23 protein-coding genes are annotated in these 24,902 nt (G+C 56.6%); 12 read left to right on the top strand and 11 right to left on the bottom strand.

Annotated elements, in window-relative coordinates; all coding sequences use genetic code 11:
• Positions 1–101 precede the first annotated feature (101 nt).
• Both AYI87_RS09335 and AYI87_RS09330 read right to left on the bottom strand, forming a co-directional pair.
• Entirely contained in the window at positions 102–1,493 is a 1,392-nt protein-coding gene (locus AYI87_RS09335; RefSeq protein ID WP_409928969.1) for a M16 family metallopeptidase, read from the bottom strand.
• A gap of 53 nt (positions 1,494–1,546) precedes the next feature.
• Positions 1,547–2,878, bottom strand: coding sequence for a M16 family metallopeptidase (locus AYI87_RS09330; RefSeq protein WP_144201490.1), 1,332 nt, complete (start codon positions 2,876–2,878; stop codon positions 1,547–1,549).
• Between the two features lie 213 nt (positions 2,879–3,091).
• Between AYI87_RS09330 and AYI87_RS09325 the strand changes: the two genes are divergently transcribed.
• Positions 3,092–3,802: a flagellar brake domain-containing protein gene (locus tag AYI87_RS09325; RefSeq protein WP_144201488.1), complete on the top strand. Its 711-nt coding sequence runs from the start codon at positions 3,092–3,094 to the stop codon at positions 3,800–3,802.
• A gap of 72 nt (positions 3,803–3,874) precedes the next feature.
• On the opposite strand, the gene AYI87_RS09320 is transcribed toward AYI87_RS09325, so the two are convergent.
• Entirely contained in the window at positions 3,875–4,510 is a 636-nt protein-coding gene (locus AYI87_RS09320) for a class I SAM-dependent methyltransferase (RefSeq protein WP_144201486.1), read from the bottom strand.
• 11 nt (positions 4,511–4,521) lie between these two features.
• A complete protein-coding gene (locus AYI87_RS09315; protein WP_144201484.1) occupies positions 4,522–4,869 on the bottom strand; it encodes a hypothetical protein in 348 nt (115 codons plus the stop codon).
• 268 nt (positions 4,870–5,137) lie between these two features.
• Here AYI87_RS09315 and AYI87_RS09310 point away from each other — a divergent pair, with 268 nt between their 5' ends.
• Entirely contained in the window at positions 5,138–7,243 is a 2,106-nt protein-coding gene (locus AYI87_RS09310; RefSeq protein ID WP_144201483.1) for a putative bifunctional diguanylate cyclase/phosphodiesterase, read from the top strand.
• 188 nt (positions 7,244–7,431) lie between these two features.
• On the opposite strand, the gene AYI87_RS09305 is transcribed toward AYI87_RS09310, so the two are convergent.
• The gene (locus AYI87_RS09305) at positions 7,432–8,034 is read right to left on the bottom strand and encodes a tRNA-uridine aminocarboxypropyltransferase (RefSeq protein ID WP_144201481.1); all 603 of its coding nucleotides are present in this window, start codon (positions 8,032–8,034) and stop codon (positions 7,432–7,434) included.
• Positions 8,035–8,258: 224 nt separating this feature from the next.
• On the opposite strand from AYI87_RS09305, the gene AYI87_RS09300 reads away from it, so the two are divergent.
• Positions 8,259–9,212: a putative porin gene (locus AYI87_RS09300; protein ID WP_144201479.1), complete on the top strand. Its 954-nt coding sequence runs from the start codon at positions 8,259–8,261 to the stop codon at positions 9,210–9,212.
• 78 nt (positions 9,213–9,290) lie between these two features.
• On the opposite strand, the gene AYI87_RS09295 is transcribed toward AYI87_RS09300, so the two are convergent.
• The gene (locus tag AYI87_RS09295; RefSeq protein ID WP_144201477.1) at positions 9,291–10,493 is read right to left on the bottom strand and encodes a multidrug effflux MFS transporter; all 1,203 of its coding nucleotides are present in this window, start codon (positions 10,491–10,493) and stop codon (positions 9,291–9,293) included.
• 110 nt (positions 10,494–10,603) lie between these two features.
• Between AYI87_RS09295 and AYI87_RS09290 the strand changes: the two genes are divergently transcribed.
• On the top strand, positions 10,604–11,596 hold the full coding sequence (locus AYI87_RS09290) for a LysR substrate-binding domain-containing protein (protein ID WP_144201475.1): 993 nt from the start codon (positions 10,604–10,606) through the stop codon (positions 11,594–11,596).
• Positions 11,597–11,737: 141 nt separating this feature from the next.
• A complete protein-coding gene (locus AYI87_RS09285) occupies positions 11,738–12,088 on the top strand; it encodes a hypothetical protein (protein ID WP_144201473.1) in 351 nt (116 codons plus the stop codon).
• On the opposite strand, the gene AYI87_RS09280 is transcribed toward AYI87_RS09285, so the two are convergent.
• The 3 genes from AYI87_RS09280 to AYI87_RS09270 all read right to left on the bottom strand — a co-directional run bounded on the left by AYI87_RS09280 (position 12,078) and on the right by AYI87_RS09270 (position 15,618).
• Positions 12,078–13,361 carry a hypothetical protein gene (locus AYI87_RS09280; RefSeq protein ID WP_260865113.1) on the bottom strand — a complete coding sequence of 428 codons (1,284 nt, stop codon included), beginning with the start codon at positions 13,359–13,361 and terminating at the stop codon, positions 12,078–12,080. The two genes, AYI87_RS09285 and AYI87_RS09280, sit on opposite strands and share 11 nt — an antisense overlap.
• A 76-nt stretch (positions 13,362–13,437) precedes the next feature.
• Positions 13,438–14,856, bottom strand: coding sequence for a tetratricopeptide repeat protein (locus tag AYI87_RS09275; RefSeq protein ID WP_144201469.1), 1,419 nt, complete (start codon positions 14,854–14,856; stop codon positions 13,438–13,440).
• A gap of 48 nt (positions 14,857–14,904) precedes the next feature.
• Positions 14,905–15,618, bottom strand: a complete 714-nt coding sequence (locus AYI87_RS09270) for a hypothetical protein (RefSeq protein ID WP_041406790.1) — start codon at positions 15,616–15,618, stop codon at positions 14,905–14,907.
• Between the two features lie 165 nt (positions 15,619–15,783).
• Here AYI87_RS09270 and AYI87_RS09265 point away from each other — a divergent pair, with 165 nt between their 5' ends.
• Together AYI87_RS09265 and AYI87_RS09260 are read left to right on the top strand one after the other, a co-directional pair.
• A complete protein-coding gene (locus tag AYI87_RS09265) occupies positions 15,784–16,302 on the top strand; it encodes a DUF2780 domain-containing protein (protein ID WP_011867388.1) in 519 nt (172 codons plus the stop codon).
• Between the two features lie 91 nt (positions 16,303–16,393).
• A complete protein-coding gene (locus tag AYI87_RS09260) occupies positions 16,394–16,846 on the top strand; it encodes a TerB family tellurite resistance protein (protein WP_144201467.1) in 453 nt (150 codons plus the stop codon).
• A 77-nt stretch (positions 16,847–16,923) separates the two neighbouring features.
• Here AYI87_RS09260 and AYI87_RS09255 read toward each other — a convergent pair whose 3' ends face one another.
• Positions 16,924–17,643, bottom strand: coding sequence for a class I SAM-dependent methyltransferase (locus AYI87_RS09255; protein WP_144201465.1), 720 nt, complete (start codon positions 17,641–17,643; stop codon positions 16,924–16,926).
• A gap of 156 nt (positions 17,644–17,799) precedes the next feature.
• Entirely contained in the window at positions 17,800–19,059 is a 1,260-nt protein-coding gene (gene yjeH / locus AYI87_RS09250; RefSeq protein ID WP_144201463.1) for an L-methionine/branched-chain amino acid transporter, read from the bottom strand.
• A 169-nt stretch (positions 19,060–19,228) separates the two neighbouring features.
• Here yjeH and AYI87_RS09245 point away from each other — a divergent pair, with 169 nt between their 5' ends.
• From AYI87_RS09245 to menE, 5 genes are all read left to right on the top strand, one after another.
• A complete protein-coding gene (locus AYI87_RS09245) occupies positions 19,229–19,657 on the top strand; it encodes an Lrp/AsnC family transcriptional regulator (protein ID WP_144201461.1) in 429 nt (142 codons plus the stop codon).
• A gap of 122 nt (positions 19,658–19,779) precedes the next feature.
• Positions 19,780–21,483: a 2-succinyl-5-enolpyruvyl-6-hydroxy-3-cyclohexene-1-carboxylic-acid synthase gene (gene menD, locus AYI87_RS09240; protein WP_144201460.1), complete on the top strand. Its 1,704-nt coding sequence runs from the start codon at positions 19,780–19,782 to the stop codon at positions 21,481–21,483.
• Positions 21,483–22,280 carry a 2-succinyl-6-hydroxy-2,4-cyclohexadiene-1-carboxylate synthase gene (gene menH, locus AYI87_RS09235; protein ID WP_144201458.1) on the top strand — a complete coding sequence of 266 codons (798 nt, stop codon included), beginning with the start codon at positions 21,483–21,485 and terminating at the stop codon, positions 22,278–22,280. Before menD ends, menH begins: the two co-directional genes overlap by 1 nt.
• Positions 22,277–23,335 (top strand): o-succinylbenzoate synthase, encoded by a 1,059-nt coding sequence (gene menC / locus AYI87_RS09230; RefSeq protein ID WP_144201456.1) that lies wholly within the window; start codon positions 22,277–22,279, stop codon positions 23,333–23,335. The genes menH and menC overlap by 4 nt, the downstream gene beginning before the upstream one ends.
• Positions 23,332–24,888, top strand: a complete 1,557-nt coding sequence (gene menE / locus AYI87_RS09225) for an o-succinylbenzoate--CoA ligase (protein WP_144201454.1) — start codon at positions 23,332–23,334, stop codon at positions 24,886–24,888. Before menC ends, menE begins: the two co-directional genes overlap by 4 nt.
• The last annotated feature ends 14 nt before the right edge of the window (positions 24,889–24,902 follow it).

Here is a 24,902-nt window from a genome sequence, read left to right as displayed (position 1 = left end):
ACCGCTCACCCGCATATGCTGGCGCCAATCGCCGATAAAAAAGGCCCGCCAGCGTTAGCCGACGAGCCTTTATGATTTAAGCTATCTCTTATTGAGAAGGCTTATTGCGAGAAGCCGACCGCATTGATCTCCACCTGCTTCACCTCACCATACTGGGCGGCGATATCGGCGATCTTGCTGGCATTGCCAATCAGCACGTATTGCAGCTTGTCCTGTGGGAAGTAGCTGTTCACCAGGCGCTGGGTCTCCGCCAGGGTCAGGCCATCAACATTCTTCTGGAAGTCGTTGATAAAGCTGTCGTCGAAGCCGTAGAGGTACATGCTCGACAGCAGGCCGGCCAGCTGTTCGCTGGTCTCGAACTTAGGCGGGAACTGCCCCTTCACATAGGCCTTGGCCGAGTCTAGGGTCGGCTGATCTATCCCAGTCTGCCACAAACGTGAATAGGTCTTCAGCGCCAGATCGATCGCCTCCTTGGTAGTATCGCTCTTGGTGAAGGTACTGATCCTGAATACGCCCCCTTGTGAATAGGGGGTAAAGGCCGAGCGGGCACCATAGGTCAGACCGGCGTTCACCCTGAGCTCGTCGTTGAGCCATGAGGTGAAACGGCCACCCAGGATAGTGTTGACCACCTGCAGCCCCACGTAATCTGGATTGTTGCGGCTAATGCCCTTACCACCGATAAGGAAGGTAGTCTCGATAGCATCGCCCTTGTTGACCAAGAGTACCTTGCTGGCATCCAGCGATGGCTGACCCTCAGCTAGATCTTGCTTGGCGATCGCCTCGCCGTTGCGCCAATCACCAAACAGCTTGTCGAGTCTTGCCTTCATCTCGCCTGGCTTAAAATCGCCGACGACCGAGATGGCGATGTTCTGTGGCTGATAATAGCTCTTGTGGAAGGCGCGCAGCTGGTTAACCGTCAACTCGGCCAGCGAGTCACGGGTACCCGATGCCGGATTACCGTAGGGGTGATCGCCAAATACCAGCTTATCGAAGTAGCGATGGATCACCACACGTGGGCTCTCCTTCTCCTGGGCCAGGCCCGCCATCTCACGTTGACGCAGCTTGTCGAACTCGCCGCCATCGAAGTCGGGAGCGCGCAGCAGATCCCGCACCAGAGGCAGCATCTTGTCTGTGTCTTTCGCCATGAAGTCGGCATCGATAAAGCTGCCTTCCTTACCCGCATCGGCAGCAATTGAAGCACCTAAGAAGTCGACCATCTGCTCGATATCTGACTTGCTCTTACCGTTAGCGCCCAGCAACAAGGATTTGGCGGTCATGTTGGCCACCCCAGAGGTGGTGTCCTTGACCGCACCGGCGCGTACCACGGCGCTGACGGTGATCAGCGGCACCTCTGTCTGTGGCATCAGATAGACAGTCATGCCGTTACTCAGTTGATACTGCTCATAGGCGGGCATGCTGAAGCTGCCGGTGTCGACCGTCTGGCTCGTTGTCGTCGCGGCGCAGCCCGAGAGTGCCAGGGCGCCGGCCACCATGGCCGCCGTGCCCAGCTTGGCAAAGCCTTGGGGAATTTGAGTCAATAGGGTCTTCATTGGTCACTCTCCTCTGTGGCCGCCAGTACGGCAACTGTGCGGTTGGCGCGACGTAGATAGGTTTGCGCAACACGCTGAATATCTTCTGGGGTCACCTTGTTATAAGCCTCAGGCGCATTGAACAGCTTGTCGAAGCTGCCGAAATAGAGCTCGTAGGTTCCTAAGGTGTTGGCCTTGCCGTTAATGGTTTCCATGGCGCGGTAGAAATTCATCAGCTTGATATTCTTCACCTTCTCAAGCTCATCCTGGGTCACACCGTCGCGGGCGATACGGTTGATCTCGCCGATCATGCCGCTCTCCAGCTCCTGGGCTGTGATGCCTGGGTTGGCAACGCCCATCACATAGAAGAGGTTAGGGTCGAAGCTCATCGGCATATAGGTTTCCACCTCAATGGCCACCTGCTTCTCCACCAAGCCTTGATACAGGCGCGAGCTGTTGCCCGTGGTCAGGATAGAAGACAACAAGTCCAGGGCGTAGTAGTCCTGATTCGAGGTCGCCGGCACATGGTAGGCCAGCATCACGTTCGGCGTGCTGACCGAGGCCTTCTGTACGAAGACCCGGCGCTCACCCTTCTGCAAAGGCTCGACCGTCTTCACCTCGCGGGGCGGAGTCTGAGCGGGGATCGGCGCAAAGTACTTGTTGGCCAAGGCTTTGACTTCGTTAAGCTTTACATCACCGGCAATCACCACTACGGCGTTGTTGGGCGCATAGTAGGTCTTGTGATACTGCACCAGATCGTCCTGGGTCCAGGCGGCGATATCCGACTCGTGACCTATGACAGACCAGCTATAGGGGTGTGCGCGAAATGCGGCGCCCTTGATCTCTTCCTGCAGGGTGCGCCAGTTAGAGTTTTCCAGGCCTGTGGTGCGCTCGGAGGCGACCACGCCACGCTCACTCTCGACCATCTCAGGATTGATATCCAGATGGGCGATACGGTCGGCCTCAAGATCGAAGATGGTCTCCAGGGCATTGGCCGGGAACCAGTCGGTGTAGACGGTCAGGTTTTCTGTGGTGTAGGCGTTGTTGGCGCCGCCCGCCGCCTCCATGGTGCGGTCGAACATCTTAGGACCAAATTTCTTCGAGCCGTTGAACATCATATGTTCGAAGAAGTGAGAGATCCCTGTGATGCCCGGCACCTCGTTGCGGGATCCCACCTTCCAAAATAGATACATGTTGGCATTTGGGATCGAGGCGTCTTCTAGCACCATGATTTTCATGCCATTATCTAACGTGAAGCTTTTTATGTCTTCGGCTTGAGTTGCCTGCGCCCCCATGGAGGAGAGGATTCCCCCAATGGAAAGGCACAGTGCGATAATCTTTCGCATCATCTGTCGTTCCCTCATTCGTGAGCAGATAGAGTTTTTCTCGGTATCTGGTGGCATCGTTTGTGAGCCCCCAATCATCGACAACTATAAGAGGCGAAATTATAAATAAGATCAAGTCTGTTGTAGCCAGTATCACGCGAGAGAATTGTAACTTATTGCTTTTGTGCCATGCTAAGACACAAGTATGACGACACCTAACCCGAGGGAGAGTACGCCTTGCCACAAGCCACAGAGATCGATTTAGCCTACCTAAACCGCATCAACTGCAACACAGAGGCCCAGCTGCAGGTGCTCACGCCGCTCAGGCCCATCAGGCTCAAGACCCGGCTGATCGGCATAGACCCGGACAACGCCATCATTCTCGCCCTGGGCCAGGACAAATACTGGCAGGCCGCCCAGGACTATATTACCCAGGGACAAGGTGTGGTGGTGCGCCTGATCAACAGCGACGACCCCGAGGCCAACATCCTCGCCTTTCGCAGCCAGATCAAGACCCTGCTCAACAACGCCGGGCGCTGGTTGGTGGTGAAATACCCCAAGGTGCTGCAGAGCGTGGCCCTGAGACAACACTGCCGCATTCCGGTCAATCTGGCCGCCTCGATACATGAGCGCACGGCAGAGAGCCACTCCACCCATGTCTGTTCCAGCGGCTTTCTGCAGGATATCTCGGTCAAGGGCGGTGCCTACATGGGCGATGAGATTGAGGGAGGCGCCCTGAATCAGGGCTATCGTTTACAGGTCAAGTTTGGGCAGTCGCTGGAGACCCTCAGCGTGCCTATCCTGCTCAAGAACATCCAGCCTCCAGGCGTGGGGCGCAGCCAGTATCAATATGGCTTCATCTTAGATGAGAGTCAGGATGAGGAGACGTTGGGCGACTTTGCCCAGAAGGTGATCATCAATCACCTGATGCAGCAGCCTAAGGCATAGCCCTAAAAATGAGTCTTTAAGGCCACGGCCAGAGACTTAATCTGAGGCTTAATCTGAGGCTGAATCTGAGGCTTAGCATTTAGTAAAGAAGACCACATCCTTGTCTATCACCTCGAGCCGCCAGTTAAACGCTTTAGCGATCCACTCGAAGGTGGCCGTGCTGTAGAAGCGGATATGGGTCTGATCCTGCTTGTAATGCCAGTTGGCAAAGGCGGCCTCATCCAGCACCCGCTTGGTCATGACAGCCAGACAGGTCCCCGGCTTCATCATGGCATCCAGCCTCTTCAGCAGGGCCGAGGCATCGGCCACATGCTCTATCACCTCTGTCATGGTAATAAAGTCATATTGCTGCTGCAGCAGCTGCTCGTCGGGAAAGTAGTAGAGATCATAGTTATCCATGGCAATCCCCGCCTCGCCCGCCATCACGCTGATGGTCGGCCCCGGGCCACAGCCAAAATCCAGCCCTCTATGCTCGCAAGTCAATCGCTCACTCAGGGGTAACCAGGTGCGCCCCAGGAAGCGCCGATAGCCCTGATCCTTACTGTCGTTTTGGTGATGGTCGTAAAACGCCTTCTCGTCTTCGGCGCTTAGGAGGTACTGGTCGGGGACGCTCACCAGCTGGCACTGATTACAGATCTCATATGCTCTGTGCTTATCGCGATGAAAGCACGCCAGGTTATCACTATGACAAAGGGGACAAAGACTCACAGGGCTTCCAATTAGCTTTTGGGTTTGGGAATTTTTCTTTCTTGGGCCGCGGCTTCGCGCGCCTCTTTTAAGTACTTAGACTCTCGACTCTCACGCTCATTAAACTGACGCTGCGCCTTCTCGCGCTGATCTTCCTGCCACTCGCCCGATTGCTGACGTTCGAGCACGGCCTGCTCTCTCGCCTGGGTGGCGTTGGCTGCCTTTCTGGCCTTCTCCAGCTGCTCCGCCTCCGTCTGGCGGGCAATCTTGCTGGCCTCCTCGGCCTTAGGGCTCATGCGCTTATGTTCCTTCGCCGCCAGATCCCAGCTCAGGCTAGCGAGCAACACCAAGACGATACAAGAAATTGAGCGGGTCAACATGACAGTTATCCTTAACCAGATGAGGGTCTGTGGTGATTCTAGCACTATCGCGAGCGCAAAGCTGAAAAACCTCAGACTCGGATCTCCAAAGGCATTTGTTAACAAATGTCATAAAAATGACTGAAAAACCATGCAAAAACTTGTCCTTAGGTTTGAGTCTCTTATCGATTCGCGGTATTTTTAACCCAATTGGCACAGAGAAGACCAGCGCAGGCAAGATATAAAGCTGCTCTATGCCCCATTTGCGAGCCATCTCTTGGAGCACCCTATGGGCCCTTGGTTTACCTTATTGGCGCAGCTTCGCAGCGCACAGCCTGAGATTCAGCGGCAACTCGACAGTTGGCGCCAGGATGAGTGCGCTTACCTAGCCGTTCTCAAGGGACACGCCTTCATAGGGGCCAGTCAGGGCACGCTGGATTATTTCGACACCCAGCGCGACAGCTTCATCACGGCCACCCCCTACGACTTCTCCCCACGGATCCAGGCCAGCGGCATCAACAGCATAGAGGTGGCGCAGCAGCTGATCGAACGCGTCCATCAGGGCGAGGTGGTCAGCATCAACTGGCTGCACATGAGCCAGCTGGGGCGTGAACTCCCCACCAAGGTCACCATGTTGCCGGCAGATCATGAGGGCAGCCAGGTGATATTGGCGCGCTTCGATCCCGCCGATCGCAGGGCAAAACGGCGCGAGACGGTATCCAACGGATTCGATCGCCTGCCGGCACAGTTGGTCTCCAGCATATTGGAAGACAGCGCCGAAGCCGTCTACATCAGTAACCACCAGCATGAGATCATCGCGGTCAACAAGGCAATGTGTCGCATCTGCGGCTATAGCGCCGACCAACTGTTGAATAAGAGCCCGCTGGATCTACAGGGATTTTGCGAGGCCAGCCAAAGACAAACCGATTTTCTACAGAGCCTGGAAGATCGCGGCAGCTGGCAGGGCGAGACCCTGAAGACACGCTCCGATGGCAGCCAATTTCCTGCCTGGAAGAGCTGCCGCAAGCTGCAGATAGACGGCGAGATCTTCTATGTCACCCTATTTAGCGACATCAGCGCCAAAAAGCGGCTGGAGTCGCGCCTGACCGAGCAGGCCATGGTCGACACCCTGACCGGCCTGCCCAATCGCCACCAACTCAAGCTGCATCTGGATCAGGTGCTGGCCGATGCCATGGAGGTGGGCGCTAAGCCGGGCGCCGTGATGTTTATGGACCTTAACGGCTTCAAGAATGTGAACGATTGCTTCGGCCACGCCACTGGCGACAAGGTACTGCAACTGGTGGCCGCACGCCTCGAGGCCAGCTGCATCGACAATGCCCATATCGCACGTCTCGGCGGCGACGAATTTACCTTGGTGCTGAGCGATTGCCAGGATAGCGAGGAGATAGAGGCCATCTCACAGCAGCTGCTGGCGATATTCGACGCGCCCTTCGAGATCAACGGTCAGAAGTTCTTCCTGGGGACCAGCATAGGCATAGCCTGTTTCCCCGAGCATAGTGACCAGGCCGCGCAGCTGCTCAGCTTTGCCGATACCGCCATGTATTGCGCCAAGAAGAGCCCCAACCATGTGCTCTTCTACGACAGCCAGATGCACAGGGATGCCCAATACAAGCTGAAGACCATCAACGACCTGCGCCATGCCTTTAGCCTGAACCAGTTCCAGCTGGCCTATCAGGTGATCGTCAACCTCGATGGCAGCCAGGTATTGGGAGTCGAGGCGCTGCTGCGCTGGCACAAGAGTGAGACAGAGATAATCGAGGCCAGCGACTTCGTGCCCCTGCTGGAAGAAACCGGCCTGTTGATCAACATAGGTCAGTGGGTGCTCACCACTGCCTGTGAGCAGGTCGCCAAGTGGCGCAGCGAGATAGATAAACCACTTCAGGCCTGCGTGAATGTGTCGGCGACCCAACTGGAACATCCGGATTTTGTGAAGCAGGTGACCCATGCACTCGAATCCAGCGGCCTGCCCGCCAACGGCCTGGTACTGGAGATCACCGAATCGGCCCTGCTGCGCCAACCCAAACGGGTGAAAGCAACTCTCAATCACCTCAAGGCACTAGGGGTGCGTATCGCCATCGACGACTTCGGCGCCGGGCTCTCTTCCCTCAGCAAGTTGGGCAGCCTGCCCATAGACACGCTCAAGATAGATGCGGGCTTCGCCGAGCGACTCAACGATCCCCAGGGGCGCGAACTCTGCCAGGCCATGATACAGCTGGCTCAGGCGCTTAAGATCCAATTTGTAGTGGAAGGGGTCGAGACGCTGGAGCAGAAACAGATACTGGCGGGGATGGGCCAAGGGTTCGCCCAAGGGTATTTTTATGGTTATCCGACGGCGGCGGAGCAGTTCACCAAGGCAAACTTCATCCTGCATTGAACCGATAACTGTGTCAGCGCCTCGAGGGCAATACTGCCTCCCTGCATGGACAGTAAACTGACACAGCTATCTGACCACTCTATCTTGAGTGACTCACGCTATTAGACCTTAATTCGTTTCAGATTATCGTGATCTACTCCATAGGCTTTTCCGGCAACCTATAGCTGGTTCACAGTTTTATCACCAAGTTATTTGGGCTCGTATCTTTGCCTCACAGACGCAGGCATGGCCGCCAGACGTTTCTCCACCAGGGCCGCCAAGGCGTCATGGAGTGGCGACACATCACAGCCAGGTTCTAGCGTCTCTATGGCCAGCGCCGCCGCCTCCAGAGTCGACAGACTATCGTCGCGTTTGGCCTTACGTATGGTGTACTTGGAGGGAGCGTCGAGATCCAGGTGTACCCCGGTAAACTCAAGCAACCAAGGATTTAGCTGCAACAACTTGTAGGCCTTGCGCCAGGTACCGTCCAGCAGCAACAAGATCGCATCATGGTGCTGCACCGACGCCTCCAGTGGCTGGCTGGTTTCGCTGGGGTAGAGCAGACACACAGGCCCGCTTTGCGCTGCAAGATAGCCCCTCAGGTCGGCAAAATCTTCCGGCGTCTCCCCCACTACCAACCGCAACTGCTCCCCCATCACCGCCTGCATCAGCTTGACGCTGTTCTTGGCATGGGACACCTCGCTGGGGTGCTGCAACACGATCAGCTCGACGCGGGTTTCTAGTGGACGAATGCTGTCGCACAGACAGGCATTAACCGGGTATTGGCATTGGGGGCAAACGGGACGGCTCACAAGATCCTCGATAGCGATGGCTGAGTGCTATATCTAACCGAGCTAACACACTGCGCGACTCGGCCACTTAAAACTCACGCATAAAAATCAAACCTTTACACAACAATCGATTAACAAATATAATCCAGCGCTGGGCAATGGCTCGTCTTAAAGCAAGATTATAACGGGCAGCTGAGTGTTATCACAGCATGGACGCTGCCAATAAATCAACAAGGAAGAAGAACATGAAAAAACAGCTACTCACACTCCCTCTCCTCCTAGGGTTAACGACACAGGCGTTTGCCGGTGAAGCCGTTAATACCTTTCAACATGAAGCCAATGTGAGCTTCGGCACCGACACAGATCACTTCGAAGACGGTGTCTGGAACCTTGACTACCGCTTCTATTTTAAACCTGTGGAGAATAGCAATGCCCCCCATGCACTGGCGGGATTCCTGGCGCAATCCTCCTATCTAGGCGGTATGTATGCTCAGGAAAACGCCTATGACGATACGGTTCGCTACACAGTGGATGGTCGATATGTGATGGACTCCAAATGGTTCATAGGTGCAAATTATCTCTATCTCGATGTAGATCAAGAAGACTTTATTGCGGTGCCGAGGGATGAAGATCAAACCGGCTATGGCGTCAACTTTGGCTACTATTTTAACGACAGCTCCGAAGTCGCCATCTATTACCAGTATCAAGGTAACTCAGATTCTTGGAGCCTGAGCACAGAGGAAGTCGTTAATTACGATCTAGACAATAGTCTCTATGGCGCTCATATCCGTACCTACTTCCCGCTGCAATCGACCACAGGCTTAGATCTAAAGGCCCAGATCGAATATGGCAAACTAGAAAGCAGCAGTGTCATACCTTCCCAATCGATAGAGAGTCGCTATGAAAATGACACGACTCACGTGAGCCTGAGCGCCGACTGGTATATCACCCCGGCCTGGTCCGTTGGCGCCGGTTATAGCTGGTTCAATAGCGATGCAAAAATCCAGTGGCCTACCCAAGATAATGCAGTTAACACACAGACCTATGATGACAGCATCAACCTGTTTAGCCTGTCGACGAAATATTGGTGGCAAATCTCCAACAACTTCGCCGCTAACTTCGCCGGGGTTAAGCGATTTTCCGATGAAGATTTAGCAGATGAGTTCCTTATCGGTATTGGGGTAAACGCCCGCTTCTAACGTCAGCCCAAAAAAAGCCTGCATTGAGGTCACTAATGCAGGCTAAAAGGGTGTTGCTAATGGATTAGGTTGCGCCTATCAATGGGCGTGACGCTCCTGGTGCCAGGTGTCTAATCGACTCATGTTCATGGCAACCAGCAGCAGGCTCGCCAGGCCACCCATGACGACGACCACGGCGTAGGGAGCGGTCAGCGAGGTCTGCTGCACCAGACCCGCCAGAATCGAGGCGCCGCTCATCTGAATGAAGCCAAGCATGGCGGTCGCCGTACCGGCACGCTCGCCAAAGCCCGCCAGGGCCATGCTGGTCGCCGGACCAAGCAGCAGGGCGAAACCGATACACAAGAGCATCATAGGCAGCATGAAGCCGAAAGCAGCCGCGAGTCCTGTCTGTGGCCCTGCCCACTGCACCGCAAACTGTAGCAGTGCCGAAACCAACATGGCGCTCAGGGCGACGATAACGGTCGGGCGGTTCCCCAGCTTCTGAATCACCACAGGCGCAGCGAAACAGGCGCCGATATTCACCAGGGCATTGAGACCGAACAGGCCGCTAAAGGTCAGCTCGGACACGCCTATGGTCTCGATAAGCCACACGGGCGAGTAAGAGACATAAGCAAGAATCGCCGCCATGCCCGCCATACAGGCGAAGGCATAAAACATAAAGTGCGGGTCCATCAACACAGGCTTATAACGCGACCAGCGATAGAGCGGCCCTTCGGTAACCGTGTTGGCCGGACGCGTCTCTGGCAGACGATAGCCGACGATGATCATTATGATGATGGCGTACAGTGTCATAAACACGAAGGTGGATCGCCAGCCAAATTGCAGCGCCAGCAGGCCGCCCAGAGTCGGCGCCAGAGCAGGGATCACGCAGATCACACCGTTAAGATAGCTGTAGTAGCGGGCGCCCTCTTTAGGAGTGAAACAGTCTCTGACGGCACTAAATACCACGATAGAGGTTGAGCATGCTGCCAGCCCCTGCAGCACTCGCGCCAGTTGCAGCCATTGAAACTCCATCGCCACCGCAGCCAACAGGCTGCTGGCGATATAGAGCAGCAGACCACCCAGCGCGATAGGACGACGACCGTAACGATCCGCCAGCGGGCCGATCAGCACCTGACCGACACCCATGGCAAACAGAAACAGCACCAGCGTCGACTGCACCTGACTGGCCGACACTGCAAATTCGGCCGCCATCACGGGCATAGAGGGCAGATAGATGTCGATGGCTAATGGGCTCAAGACCACCATCAACATGAGTATGGGTAACAGGTTCCGACGCATATTTCTCTAATTTTATGTAGGGGTAAAGGTAATGATGCTTATTTTAGACCAGCCAAGTTATGAACAGAAATGGTATAATTTCAAAAGCTAGTTTCCTGTAAGGAATATCTATGAATCTCGACAACTTGGCGCGTATCGACCTCAATCTACTGGTGATGTTGCAGGTGTTACTTGAGGAGCGCAGCGTAACCCGCGCCGCCAGCCGTCTGCATCTGAGTCAATCTGCCCTGAGCAAGAGCCTCAACCGGCTGCGCGATACCCTGGGGGATCCCCTGTTTATCCGCACCGCCCACGGCCTCAAGCCCACGGCCCACGCCGCCCTGCTTGGCCAGCAGCTGCCTGACATGTTGCAGGGACTCTACCTGCTGACTCAACCGCCTAGCTTCAATCCCGCCAGCAGCAGACGCCAGTTCTCCTTCGCCATGGTGGAGAGTGCCTATGAGACGCTGATCCCCTACTTCATCGGCCCTTTGCTCAACAACGCCCCCAATCTCAGGCTAGACTCCTACCTGTGGACGGAGAAGTCTCTCTCCTCCCTGCAGAAGGGCCAGATAGATTTCGGCATCACGGGCAGAGACATCAACCCACAGTCGGATCTCATCATCGACAGGCTGCCGGAAGGGATCGCTCACCAGACGCTGTTTACCGATCATCAGGTCTGCCTGGTGCGCCAAGGCCACCCCATGCTGCCGGCCATCCGTAATCATCAGTGGGATCTCGACATCTATCTGGAAATGTCCCATGTGCAGGTGCGCTGCGAGGGCAACGAGTGGTGGGCGCTGGACTATTTTCTGGCGAAATCTGGGCAGCGACGTCACCTGAGCACCACAGTGCCCGACTTCTATGGCGCCGCCAGCGTCTGCGCCCATAGCGATCTTATCTTTACAGTTCCCTCGAGCTTCGCCGCCCACGCCCGCAAGCTCTACGCGCTGGAGGAGCTGCCGCTGCCGTTCGACTTCCACTCCCTGGCCTATGTACTGCTATGGCACGAGCGCAATGATGACGAACCCGGGCACAAGTGGATCCGCGAGACCATCTGCAAGCGCGTCGCCCAGGCGGTCAACCAGCCCGAAGATGCGTTATCGGCATCCGGTTCAGCTTAGGTTAACCTTATGGCAGTTAAGATAAGTTTCTGCCGCCACCGAGACATTTAGTAACAGTTTACGAAGAAGATTAAACGAATTTAACGTGATCTCGTGGGGCGAATATGGGCACAATCGAGCCATCGCCATGAAGGAGAAACTATGATTTATCATCAATTTCAACAGACGCCTTTCCAGCATAGGTTCTCGGGCACTAAAGGCTGGATGGCCTTCGCTATCGGTTTAGTTGTGATGACATTGGTCTTGCTAGCGCTTCCCTTTGTCATTCTTGTCGGCGCCTTAAGCTTCATCATCCTGAGCCTGTTTGGCCGGGTCTTTCTTAAGCGCCAGCTGGCCAAGTTCCGCCAGCAGGGGAATGCCGCCTTCGGCGGACAGACGCAAGGTTTTGACCACAAGGGGTTTTCGCGGCAGTCGCTTGAGACCGCTTCGCCCTTTGGCAAGACCCAAGCCCCACGTCAGGGTCGCACCTTCGAGCACGACCCTAACGAATAATCCCGCTCGCCGCCCTTGGCCTTGCCAGTAGAGCGGCAAACACTTCCCAGGCCTGTGCGTTATCACGGGCCTGATTTGTAACATACTCCCCGATGCTCGCCTCACCATGGTGATAGTTGAGCACATAGCTACGATTAGCCTGATAGAAACGCACCCGCTGCGCCGCCTTTTCTGGTGTGTAGAGGGCAAACTCAACCAGTAACTGCGCAGCCTCATCAGCCTGAATCTCACCATCGATCAATTGCCTGCACACCAGCGTATCCAGATTAGCCAGGACTTTATAGGCTTCCATCACCTCATGATAATGCTGCAGATCCCCCTCTATGCCCGCCATGGGCATCAACACCCGCTGCTCGAAATCGATTCTCTCCTCCTTGGACATCAGCAGCGACAGGCCATAGTTAGCGCTGCCCTCGGAGAGAAACGAGATGGGACTATAGAGGGGATAGATGGCATATTCCCACCAGCCAAGCCCCTTCACCAGTTCACGCTCCTGCAGCAGGTTAAACACGTGATGGCCCGGATACCCCTCGTGACTGGCCAACTCCAGGGCGCGCTCAAGATGCAGGGGATGATCTTGATTGAGCTGGATCAGGCTGGCGTAATTCCCCTGATACCAGTTATAGGCGGTCCAGATCTGATCTTTGACGAACTCGACCCTGAACTGCTCCCCTTCCGGCAGGGCCAGATGGCGCTTTGTCAACAGCCTTGCCTGCTCCACCGCGGCGGTAAACACCTGAGGCACTCTGTCGGCTGGCACGATAAACTGGCTCCGGTAGGCGTCAAACCGCTTAGTCAGACTCCCCTCTCCGGGCAGCAGGCTATCGATGCTTGCGAGCACCTCACTGAAGTCACTCAGATTCAATTTGGGCGCCAGGGTATCGTAGAGTAGGTGCGACTCGGCATCGAAACTAAACGTATGACCCATCAGGCACTTCAAGTAACTCCCTACTGAGCCGAGCTGCTTGCTCAGGAAGCCATGACGATCTCTAAGGAGCTGACAGGGCAGGCCCTGACCGGCATTAACGAGCCCTGCCATAAGTAAGGCGCAGCGCGAAGCCAGCTCTGGCAGGGGCAGGTTTGAGGCTTCGGCCTGCCACTGGGCGGGACCATAATAGGCATCCACATAGAGGGCCTCATGATGGCCTATGGCCAACACCAGCTTGACGTATTCTGCGGCATGTTGGTTGAGCTTGTCGTCGTGCTCGGCGCACCGCGTCAAACAAGGTGTCTGCAGGCAGAAATGACAGCGAATAGGTTGGATTTGTGACAAGGCGACTCCACACCGACTGAGAACAGAGGCGCACATTTAGCCACAAATGCATATTGTATGCAATAATTGTTGACTATTAGACAGGATCGCTCAACAGTTCCCGAGCGCGCTGCAGGGCTCTCTGCTCCTCGGCGTCTTGGGTGACGCTCAAGACCTTATCGATCTGCAGAGACAGCGACTCCCACAGCGGGGCTATCACCTCACGTTCGCGTTCATTGCCCCGCTGGCGTGCCATCTTCAGCAGCGCCGCCGAGCCCACAACGTCGATGCGCCCCAATATGCCGTCTGCCAGGGCGATGCTCAGCTCTATCATGGCCGGCACGCTGTGGCCATATTTCACCGCCTCTCTCAGGTAACGCTCGGCCAGAGAGAAGTCATTGCCCAGGGTGTTCTCGTTGTTGAGCATCTGCTGGGCACAGTGCAGCATGGCGTCGAGTTGCCCCTGCTCCGCGGCCTCGGCCATCCACTGTTCGCTGGCCAGGGGATCGGCCTCACAGCCCTCGCCCCGCGCCAACATGAGTGCCAGGTGATACTGGGCATGGGGGAATCCGGCTTGGGCGGCACTGGAGATATAGTGAAACGCCTGAGCATAGTTGGCCTGCTGATAGTAGAGCACCCCCAGGTTCGCCATGGCTTCCGACTGCTCGCGATCCGCCGCTGCCTGCAGGTATCGATAGGCTAGCTGAGTATCTATGCTGATCTGCTCGCTGCCAACCAGATAGAAATAGCCCAGCAGGGCCATGGCATTCACCACCCCGGCCTTGGCCGCGGCTATGATGGCGCTCTCGCCCGCCGCCACGTCCGCCTTGCCGGCATAGCCGTGCAGCAGGCTCACGCCGTGTTCATATTTCGCCTCGGGCAGATGGGGCGCCGCCAGAGCAAACCAGTGGGCCGCCTGTTTGAAGTTGGCCTCACTCTGAGGGTCAAGCTCTTGCTCCGCCTCGTCATGCAGGGCCTGCTCCTGCTCCTTCTGCATCAGGGCGCGGGTCTTGAGCGACATGCCCACCAGATACTGCGCCTGAGGATCGTTTTCCATCACGGCCCGGTAGCAGAGATCCCGCCCGGCGAAGGCATCGAAAGGCTCGAAGCGATACTCGGGGGCTGGCCCATTGCAGAGCAGCGGATAAAGATCTTCCACCAGCTTGACCAGACGTTCGATCGCCTTCTCGGCCAGCTGCTCGAGCGCCTCGGCGGTGAGGTGATATTTCTCGGGATGGGCCCCACGGTTGCCGTCGCTGCGCAGCCTATGCAAGGCGCGGGTCAGCCGTACATTGATCACCCGCTGACGGTTGAGCAGTTCGATTCGGTCGTAGAGGTTGGGACTGTCGAAAACCAGCTGCTGGGAGGCCGCCAGCTTATCGGTCAATCTATGGGTGAAGCTACGCACGTGCAGCAGTGCCTGGGTCGGCACGTCACGCACATAGCTCTTGGCCACACGGTAGTCTTCACCCAGTTCGTGCGAAAATTGGCTAACCAGTTCGATATCGCTGAGCAAGGTGAGGACTCCGTCTGTGCTGTATTTAAAAGGCGCTGCTCTTTAGGATCACACCTGCTCGTCTATGCTGGGACGCGACACCATGTAGAGGCGGAATAGGGCAACGTTGACGAACAGGCCGAAGAAGGCCACCAGCACCTCGACCACCAGCACCAGCGGGAAGCCTACGGATTGTGCCAGGCTAGAGAGGGTGCCGCCGATGAGCGACAGCGGAATGTAGAGCATGAGCACCAGCAAGGTCTTAAAGGCGATAGGACCACTAAACTTGAAGCTACCCTTGATCGCTTCCAGCGGCGTCAGGCGCTCGACCACCACCATAAAGTTCACATAAGCCAGGCGAGCGAACACATAGATGCTGATCACTAGACCCACCAGCCAGATAGGGCCAAAGGCGGCAAACAGCATCACAGGTGCCAAAATTGCCAGGCCAGAGAAGACACCGGCCAGCAGCAGCGGCGGCACGAAACTCAGGCTGGTCTTGAGCAGTATGCCGGTCGACGGCTCATGCCCATGGGATCTCACCTCCATAAACAGCGTCAGGGCGGCAATAAGCAGTGAAAAGACCAACAAGAGCACCATCATAGCGATCATGTGGGGCACGCCAAACTGGGGATTCTCCAGATCCGCGCTATTGATCTCCATTCCTAACCACATCTGAATCCCCACCTGTAGGAACAAGATAGGCACGGTAAGTGCGGCTAACTGGCGGATATGGTTACGAAAGAAGTTATAAGCTTCGGTCAAAATCGCTGATAATGACATGTGACTTTCCATTAGATAGATATAAACCAACTTGTGAGTGCGACAGGATACCGAAATTTCGCCGCCAATGCACAACACATGTCTAAAAATAGATACAAACTTGTTGCCAGGCTAGGCTAGAATAGGTCGCCTATCTAGCACTTAATCACCATGGGATGGCGATTCATGAAATTATCCACTATCAGCGCGGTTATCTTAGGCTCATTACTGCTCAGCAGCCCGGCATCGGCTGGCTGGTTTGACGACCTCACCAAGAAAGAAGAGGCACCTCAGGTCGCCACCCAGACTCAAAACAACGATCTCGTTGGCACTGTGATGTCTCAGCTAGGTCTCAACCAGACCCAGGCGGAAGGTGGACTGGGTAGCCTGCTATCGCTGGCGAAGACGACCCTTGGCGGCGACAGCTTCGGCCCTATCGCCGAGGCGATTCCTGGCATAGATGGCCTGCTATCGGCGGCGCCGCAGCTCGACAGCGACTCTGGCATGTCGGGCCTACTCTCTAAGGCGGGCGATCTCGGCAGCTCACTTCAGGGTGGCGCCCAGGTATATGATTCCTTTGAGAAGCTAGGTATCTCCAAGGAACTGGCTAAGCCTATGGTCGATATCGTTAAGGGGTATCTCGACGCCAACGCCGGCGCAGGTACCACAGATCTGCTGATGCAGGGGCTGGGCGCCCTGCTCTAAAGATTGGATGAAACAGAGTTCATCTACACAAGATGAACTCTGTCCTTTCCAGGGACTCTAACTTCTACCCAAGTCTTGAAAGGTATGCCTGATGATCGCCAAGCTAAAGCAATTTCTCACCGCCCAGACACATACGGAGTCTCCCGAAGAGAAGGCCAAACACCTGCAGTTGGCCGCCGCTTGTCTGCTGCTGGAAGTGATCTACGCCGATCAGACCCTGGATGAGCAGGAAGCCGCGCTGCTGCCTGAGCTGCTCACCTCGGCGCTATCGCTGAGCATGCAAGAGGCTCAGGCGCTAATTGCCGAGGCCAGGCAGGTGCAGGGCAATGCCACCTCACTGTTTGAATTTACCAAGGAGATCAACGACCAGTGCACGCTGGAGCAGAAACAGCAGCTGATCCTTGCCATGTGGACCCTGGCCTACGCCGATGGCAACCTGTGCCGCTATGAAGATCAGATCATCCGCCGCACCGCCGAACTCCTCTACCTCAAGCACAGCGAACTGATTCGGCTGAGAAACGCCGCCATCAACAAGACGCGCTAGGGTTGCCTACTCTCAATCTCAGCACCCAGCTTTCAAACTCGCTCTCAAACTCGCTCTCAAAAGCTAAGGCTTCACAACTAGGGCTTCACAAACTTAAGCACGTAACGGCTGGTCTTGCCGCGCACCGCCTCATCGAAGGCCGACAGCGTCAGCTTATCCTCTGGGTTTTCCAGCACAGCCAGACTCCCTTGCAGTTTAAATCCGGCCGCCTCCATGGCATCTACCACATGGCTCTTGGCCAGACGGTGCAGCTCATGGGCCGTGTTGATGTCACTTTCCGGTGCGGCGTCGTGATCGATAATCGCCACGATACCGCCGGGTTTCAGGCTGGTAAACATCTGCTGCAATAGCCTTTCCCTGTCGATGGCCGGCCAACCTGGTTCGTGATAATAGGTGTCGTGAAAGCCCAGAATGAAGAAGATGCGGTCAAAGCTCGCCGCGGGCAGTTGCAGCTCGTCGGCTTCGCTGATAATCACTTCGGCATTGGGCAGACGTTCTTGATAGTGACGCTCGGCCAGATCTTCCTTGGCAAAGGGCAGATAGGCCTGATTATTGTGTACCAGCACACTACCCTGTTCGCCCACCACACGGGCCAGCAGCTCGCTGTAGTAGCCACCACCGGAGAAGAGATCGAGCACTCTCTGCCCAGGCGCCACCTCGAAGAAGTTCAAGATAGCTTCTGGATGCCGGTTCCCGTCACGCGCCTTGTCCCTTTCTAGCCTAGCCTCATGATGCACAGCTGCTTCAATTGCCTTCGCGGTATCCTCGGCAATCACTTGTCCTGCCATGCTTAGCATTACGCCTCCTACAAAGTAACTCAATAATCGACTCGAAATATTCACTATACCCTCATAGCCATTTAATGACAGATAGCCAAGGGTACACATTTCTCATCGGATAAAGGTTACAAATTTGTAATCAAACGTATCCTATGCAGGACATCAATCTACTTATCAACTTGCCGGATAGGTCTGCTTACGCACCAGGTGAGTCTTCTGCCACCAAAGTAGCGGTGCCAGCACAGACACCAGCAGCAGGGCATAGAGCATGTTAGCGCCCAGCGCCACGGCCATGGCGAGACAGAAGGCCACGCCCATGATCACCAGAGGCAGATAGCGCTTACTCAGCAGCCTGGCCGCCGCCAGCATGGAAACCAGATAGATGAGCACGAACACCCCATTGGTCCAGGCGATCAGATGTTCCAGCTCCTGCCCTAGCAGATAGGTCAGGCAGATAACCGTGGCCATGGTGATCAGCACGGCCACCAGCGCCCGTACCGGCACCCTGTGTTGATTGAGCTTGTCGAAATACCTGGGCAGCACGCCTTCGCGGCTGAAACTCCAAATAAGCCGCGCCACACTGGCGGTATAGACGTTGACCGTAGAGAGCCCGCCGGCGATCCCCAGAATTCCTATCACCTGAGCACCATAACCGCCAAGCAGATGATCGAAGGCGGTCACCATGGCGAGCCCTTCACCCTTAGGCACAAACAGCAGGAGTAAGGTGCAGGTGACATAGACCAGGCCCACCAAGATGGTGCCTATGATCATCGCCGGCAGCATATCTTTATCCGGACGCTTAAAGTCGTTGGCCAGATGGGTCATTGCCTCAATACCGAGAAAACTCCAGAAGGCGATACCGGCCGCCGCCATCACCAGTCCCATATCGCTTCCCGCCTGGGGCGCCGCCAGTTCGAGATCGCCAAGCTTGGCACCACCGGCGCCGAACAAAATCACCACCACGGAGACTATGGCCAGGGTCAGGGCAAACTGCAACTTGGCCGACACCTGTATTCCCTTGAGGTTAAGTGCGAGCAGGAGTAGCAACAGCGCCAGCTCGGTCATCAACTGCTGCCAACCCACCAGGGGCACCAGGGCATTGATAAACTGGAAGGTCATCAAGATGGCGGCGGGCGTGCCTATTGGCACCACCAGGAGGAAGATAAGTCCGGTCGTGCGCCCGGCGGTGCGGCCGAAGGCCTTCTCGACAAAGTAGGCTGGGCCGGCGGCATGGGGAAATACCCCCGCCAGGCGAGCAAATACCAGGGTCACAGGGATGATCGCCAGGGTGAGTAATATCCAGGCCAGCAGGGCACCACTGCCTGCGGTGGCAATCGTCATCTCCGGCAGGATAAATACGCCTGTACCAAGCAAAGTGGTGGCCATCAGACCGGCACCTTGCCAGCGACCAATAGTACCGTGATTATGTTCCATCTTAGGTTCTGTTAGGGTTATCTATGGCGATAGTATAGACTTAGCGGGTCAAACAATCTGTCAAAGATTTCCGCCGAAACTCAAATTAGAGCCGACACTTTGACGGAATTTTATCAATTTACCGACACTTTGTCGGTCACATATTTGATCAGATACCAGAGAGGACAGCTTGGACAAGTTTGATAAGGCCATCATCAACGCCCTGAGACAAGACGCCAGACAGAGCGTTTCCAGCATCGCCGAGGCCGTCAGCCTGTCGCGCAGCGCGGTTTCCGAACGGATCAAGAAGCTGGAACAGACAGGGATCATCCGCGGTTATCAGGTCTTGCTCAGCGAGTCGCAGAAAGAGGGAGTCTCCGCCTACTTCGAGATCCAACATCGCTGTCCCCGCTGCGCCGACGTGGTGCATGTATTCCAGTCTATCCCCGAGGTGATCACCTGCCGCGGCATCACGGGCGACATGGATCTCCTGGTCTATGTGCAGGCCGACTCCATGCGCCGCCTGCATGAGATCCGCGAATATATCGACGCCCAGACCGACATTATCAAGCTCAAGACCCATGTGGTGATGAGCGAATGGATCGATAATCGCGGCTAACGACCGCGGCTAACATGGATATTTCTCATGCCTGAACATGAGTAACAGTTTAGGCCTGTGGTTTCCTTTACTATATGCTTAACGATAGACTATCGTTTAACTCTTTCATTGGTTAAACCATTATGCAGATTGAAAAAACCGCCGAATTGAACCTTCTTTGGGGCTCGCTAATCCTCGAGGAGCTGGCACGCCTTGGAGTGCAACATGTCTGCATGGCGCCCGGCTCTCGCTCGACCCCACTCACCCTGGCGGCGGCCAAACAGACCAAGCTCAAGCAGCATCTTCATTTCGATGAGCGTGGCCTTGGCTTTCTGGCCCTTGGGCTGGCCAAGGCCAGCCGCGCCCCCGTCGCCATCATCACCACCTCGGGCACGGCGGTCGCCAACCTCTATCCAGCCATAGTCGAGGCCTGGCTGACCCAGGTACCGCTAATCGTCTTGTCCGGCGATCGCCCGCCAGAGCTGCTGGGCTGCGGCGCCAATCAGGCGATCGTGCAGCCGGCGATTTTTGCCGACTATGCCAAACAGGTCAATCTGCCGACACCGGATATGGCGATACCGCCCCAGGCGCTGCTCACCCTGCTGGATGAGTCGATCGCCAACGCCAAGGGGCCGATACACGTCAACTGCATGTACCGGGAGCCCCTCTATCCGGGCTCCATGAGCGCCGATTTCACCCACTACCTCAGTCCGCTGGGCAACTGGCAACATAGCGCCCTGCCCTATAACCAGTTTGCCGACGCCCAGCTTATCAGCGCGCCGACGCCCGATGCCCTGGCGCGCTTCGTTCATGGCAAGGGCGTGATTATCGCAGGCACCCTGGCGCCCGAGCAGCAACCCGAACAGCTTATCGAACTGGCGCAGAAGCTCGGCTGGCCGCTGCTGACCGACGCCCAGTCTCAGCTGAGACAACATGGCGCGGCAATCGGCAACATAGATCAACTCCTGCTGCAGCCCAAGGCCAAGGCGCTGCTGCAGGAAGCCGACACTGTGCTGGTGTTCGGCGGACGTCTGCTGTCGAAACGCCTGATTAACTATCTTAGCGAGCAGAAATGGAAACGTTACTGGCAGGTGCTGCCGCGTCAGACCCGGCTCGATCCTAGCCATAGCGCCAAGCAGGTGTGGATAAGCCCACTTGCCGCCTTTGCTCAACTGCCCTGGCCGAGATCCTCCGAGGCCAACTGGGCACTGCAACTGATCGAGGCCAACGAGCAGCTGGCAACCCTGTTCCAGCAGCAGATAGACGACGCCGAGTTTGGTGAGGCCCAGGTGGTGCGCGCCATCGCCGGACGCGGTGAGCAGCAGCTGTTTATCGGTAACAGCCTGCCGGTACGCCTCTACGACATGTACGCCCCCATCACCCCCTTAGCGCCTCGCGTCTTTACCAACCGCGGCGCCTCGGGTATCGACGGCCTGCTGGCCACCGCCTGCGGAATAGCGGCCCACAAGGCCAGCCCGACCACGCTTGTCATCGGCGATCTGTCACAGCTGCACGATCTCAACTCATTGGCGTTGGCGGCGAAGCAACAGGGCACTCTGGTGATCGTCATACTCAACAACGACGGCGGCAACATCTTCAACCTGCTGCCCGTGCCCGACGAGAAGCTGCGCAGCGGGTATTATCGTCTGGCCCACGGCCTGGAATTTGGCTATGGCGCGGCCATGTTCGGCCTGCCCTATAATCGCGTCGAGGATATAGTTAGTTTCAACGAGGCATACGACGATGCCCTCACCTACCCGGGTGCCTCTGTCATCGAGGTCTGTGTGGCGCAGGATCAGGCCAGCGAACAGATCGAGCGCCTCGCCGCCTGGATCAAGCAAAGCTGATGCTGGCCTACCGATGCGATGGCGACAGCCAAAGACCCGTCTTAGTCTTATTGCATGGACTGCTGGGAGATAAAGATGACTGGCAGGCCATCCTCCCTCGGCTCAGTCACCATTTCTGCTGTATCGCCCTGGATCTGCCCGGTCATGGCGCCAGCCCTTCGCTCGAAGGCAATCCAGACTCGTCAGGCTTTCAGCGGGTCGTGACCCATATCCTCTCGACACTGGACGAGCTAAAGGTAAATCGCTTTCATCTGCTGGGTTACTCACTCGGTGGCCGCATCGCCCTGCATCTCGCCCAACATCTTGTAAAACGGGCGCCCGAGCGTCTGCTCAGCCTACATCTGGAATCTTGTCATCCTGGGCTTAGCAATGACGAAGAAAGAGCCCAGAGGCTGGAGCAGGATAGGCGCTGGCAGCAGAAGTTACTGTCTCTGCCCATCACAGATTTTCTCGCCCTCTGGTACAGGCAGGGGGTGTTTGCCTCCCTTAGCGACGCGCAGCGGCAGAGGCTCATCCAGAAGCGGGCCCATAATAGTCCCGAGGCGCTGGCCAGCATCTACCTGCCCACCTCTCTGGGGCAGCAGGCGAATCTGGCGCAGTTACCCAGTGAGCTGGCGCTCCCCTGGCACTACTATGTCGGCCTGCAGGACGATAAGTTTCTCGCCCTGGCGAGCGCCTGGCAGGCGAGACAGGGGATATCCCTAACCAAGGTGCCGGAAGCCGGACACAACGTGCATCTGGCGCAGCCAGAGGCCTTTTGCGATACCCTTATCGCTAATCTCAGGATACAAGCATGATACTCAGCCAACTCAGCCTCTATCGCTATCAGATCCCCTTGGACAAGCTGCTGCCGGTGGGCAAGCAGCGTATCGATAACCGTCAGGGGCTGGTCCTCAGAGCCAGCGCGGTAACCGAGCAGGACGAATCTGTCACCAATGAGGTAGAGATAGCCCCCCTGAGCGGCCAGGATGTGGACGAACAGCCCCTCAAAGGCTTTAGCCAGGAGTCGCTGAACCAAGTGATCGACCAACTCATGCCCCTGCTGGATGAGCTGATAAACCAACCGGTCGACGAGCTGGCAAGACTCGCCCAGGAGACACAACTTCCCTCCTTGGCATTTGGCCTTTCGCTGCTTCACGCCAGACTCTCGGGCCGATTGCCCGCCGCCAGACGAGGCGCGCGAACCATCCCCCTCATCTATCAGGCGCAGGATGAATCGCCCCAGGCGCTGGATGCCCGCATAGATGACTTGGAAAACTCGACTCATGCGGTGAAGGTCAAGGTGGGACAGACCTCGATGGAGCAAGAGGTTGCCATGATCCATCGCATCCTGGCCCGTCGCCCCGATCTCAAGCTAAGGCTGGACGCCAACGGCTGCTTCACCCTGGAAGCAGCTATCGATTTCCTCGCCTGTCTGCCATTGGAGGCGATTGAGTATATCGAGGAGCCTTGTGAAAACCCGGGCGACAACACGGCCCTGTATCAGGCCCTGGGAGTAGGATTTGCCTTGGATGAGACCCTGAGTAACCCAGGCTACCGATTTACCATGATGCCGGGGCTTAGCGCCCTCATCGTCAAGCCGATGATCTTAGGCTCGCTGGCGAATCTTCAAACCCTGACTCAGAAGGCCCACGAGGCGGGCGTGCGGGTCATTCTCAGCGCCAGCCTGGAAGCCAGCCTGGGCATCAATGCACTGAGAGATCTCAGCGAGGCCCTGACCCCTGACGAGGTGCCAGGACTGGATACCCTAAGCGCCTTTAGCGCCGATCTGCTGGTATCTACGGGTAAGAGTCGCTGCCTGACGCTGGAAAACCTGATCTGCCTGAAACAGGTCTTGCGGGAGGCGGTTTGAAGCACAGCAAGGAAATTGGCCACGAAACTAGCCAGGACATTGGCCGGAAAAGCATAGACACCTCGCCGCTGCACCTGATGGCGGCCAAGGCGCCCGGGCAAGTCGCCCTGCATCACTGGCAGGATGGCGGCTACCGCGCCATCGACTATGCTCAACTATCCCAAAGGATACGACAGTGCGCACGCCAGCTGCATGATCTAGGCGTAACGTCAGGCGACAAGCTGGCCTGCGTCGACCAAAACTCTCTGGCACTGGTGATCCTCTACTGGGCCTGTATCGATCTCGGCGCCATCTTCTGCCCGTTAAACCCAAGGTTCCCCAAGGCGCAGATCGCCGCAATAGCCGATCGCTACGGCTTTAAGTATTTCTGGGCAGGCGAGGCCTATCAAGCCTTACTGCCGGAACCGGGCCTGACGCTTACATTAGACGCCGAGGCGTCACTCACCACGACTCGCGATAGCAAGAAAGCAACCAAGGCAGAAGCAACTAAAGTCGAACCAACCAAAGTAGAAGCAACTAAAGTAGAAAAAATCAGGATAGACACGGCGCGGCCCTGCAACATCATACTCACCTCGGGCAGCAGCGGCATGCCCAAGGCCGCCGTGCACTGCCTCAACAATCATATCGCCAGTGCCCTGGGCTCGACCCAGAAGATCCCCCTTGCTTGCGGGGACAACTGGCTGCTCTCCCTGCCGCTGTTTCATATCGGCGGCCTGGCCATAGTCAATCGCTGCGCCTTGGCCGGCGCGGCCCTAACCCTGCCAGCACCAGGCCTGTCGTTGGCAAAGCAGCTTAAGGCAATGCCTCTGACTCACCTCTCCCTGGTGGCCACTCAGCTAGTGAGATTGCTTAACGACGCACCCGAGAGTCTTAAGGGCCTCAAGGCGCTGCTGCTGGGCGGTAGTGCTATGGATGAGCAGCTGATCGAACGCCTGACGCCGCTGGGCATTCCGGCATTTACCAGCTACGGTATGACAGAGATGAGCTCGCAGATCACCACGGCAAGAGCCAATGCCCAGGGCAGTTGCGGCATGCCTCTGCCTGGGCGTCAGCTGAATATTATCGATGAGGTGATCTATGTGCGCGGCGAGACACTGTTTCTCGGTTATCTGGGCGATAAACCGCCCCATAGCATCGCCAGACCGCTGGATGACGATGGCTGGTTCTGCACCCAAGATCGCGGCCGATTCACGCCCGAGGGTGAGCTGCTCATACTAGGGCGCACGGACAACATGTTTATCTGTGGCGGCGAAAACGTGCAGCCCGAGGAGATAGAGGCAGTGCTGAGAAGCTATCCCGGCATCGAGGAGGCGCTGGTGTTTGGCGTAGCAGATGAGGAGTTCGGCCTGCTGCCGGTGGCCATCATCAAAGGGGAAGTCGCATCGTTTGAGAAGCTCGAAGGGTTTCTCTGCCAGCATATCGCCCGCTTTAAACGCCCACGGCGCTATTTCCCCTGGCCCGAGGTCGAGCAGACGGGACTCAAGTTGCCCCGCAAACTCGTGATACATGCGGTAGCCGAGCGCCATGGATTAGCCACAAAAAAACCTGCTTGATAGCAGGTTTTTTC

It is taken from the genome of Shewanella sp. KCT, assembly GCF_007636505.1.
GTDB classification, from domain to species: domain Bacteria; phylum Pseudomonadota; class Gammaproteobacteria; order Enterobacterales; family Shewanellaceae; genus Shewanella; species Shewanella halotolerans.
This window is presented reverse-complemented; position numbering and strand designations above follow the sequence as displayed.

What these genes read in the sequence shown, in the direction of transcription:
- menC (WP_144201456.1), top strand. Translation starts at nt 22,277, where the DNA reads ATGATACTCAGCCAACTCAGCCTCTATCGCTATCAGATCCCCTTGGAC.
- AYI87_RS09310 (WP_144201483.1), top strand. Translation starts at nt 5,138, where the DNA reads ATGGGCCCTTGGTTTACCTTATTGGCGCAGCTTCGCAGCGCACAGCCT.
- AYI87_RS09290 (WP_144201475.1), top strand. Translation starts at nt 10,604, where the DNA reads ATGAATCTCGACAACTTGGCGCGTATCGACCTCAATCTACTGGTGATG.
- menH (WP_144201458.1), top strand. Translation starts at nt 21,483, where the DNA reads ATGCTGGCCTACCGATGCGATGGCGACAGCCAAAGACCCGTCTTAGTC.
- AYI87_RS09330 (WP_144201490.1), bottom strand. Translation starts at nt 2,878, where the DNA reads ATGATGCGAAAGATTATCGCACTGTGCCTTTCCATTGGGGGAATCCTC.
- AYI87_RS09300 (WP_144201479.1), top strand. Translation starts at nt 8,259, where the DNA reads ATGAAAAAACAGCTACTCACACTCCCTCTCCTCCTAGGGTTAACGACA.
- AYI87_RS09295 (WP_144201477.1), bottom strand. Translation starts at nt 10,493, where the DNA reads ATGCGTCGGAACCTGTTACCCATACTCATGTTGATGGTGGTCTTGAGC.
- AYI87_RS09255 (WP_144201465.1), bottom strand. Translation starts at nt 17,643, where the DNA reads ATGCTAAGCATGGCAGGACAAGTGATTGCCGAGGATACCGCGAAGGCA.
- AYI87_RS09260 (WP_144201467.1), top strand. Translation starts at nt 16,394, where the DNA reads ATGATCGCCAAGCTAAAGCAATTTCTCACCGCCCAGACACATACGGAG.
- AYI87_RS09270 (WP_041406790.1), bottom strand. Translation starts at nt 15,618, where the DNA reads ATGTCATTATCAGCGATTTTGACCGAAGCTTATAACTTCTTTCGTAAC.
- AYI87_RS09335 (WP_409928969.1), bottom strand. Translation starts at nt 1,493, where the DNA reads ATGGTGGCCGGCGCCCTGGCACTCTCGGGCTGCGCCGCGACGACAACG.
- AYI87_RS09285 (WP_144201473.1), top strand. Translation starts at nt 11,738, where the DNA reads ATGATTTATCATCAATTTCAACAGACGCCTTTCCAGCATAGGTTCTCG.
- yjeH (WP_144201463.1), bottom strand. Translation starts at nt 19,059, where the DNA reads ATGGAACATAATCACGGTACTATTGGTCGCTGGCAAGGTGCCGGTCTG.
- menD (WP_144201460.1), top strand. Translation starts at nt 19,780, where the DNA reads ATGCAGATTGAAAAAACCGCCGAATTGAACCTTCTTTGGGGCTCGCTA.
- AYI87_RS09265 (WP_011867388.1), top strand. Translation starts at nt 15,784, where the DNA reads ATGAAATTATCCACTATCAGCGCGGTTATCTTAGGCTCATTACTGCTC.
- AYI87_RS09315 (WP_144201484.1), bottom strand. Translation starts at nt 4,869, where the DNA reads ATGTTGACCCGCTCAATTTCTTGTATCGTCTTGGTGTTGCTCGCTAGC.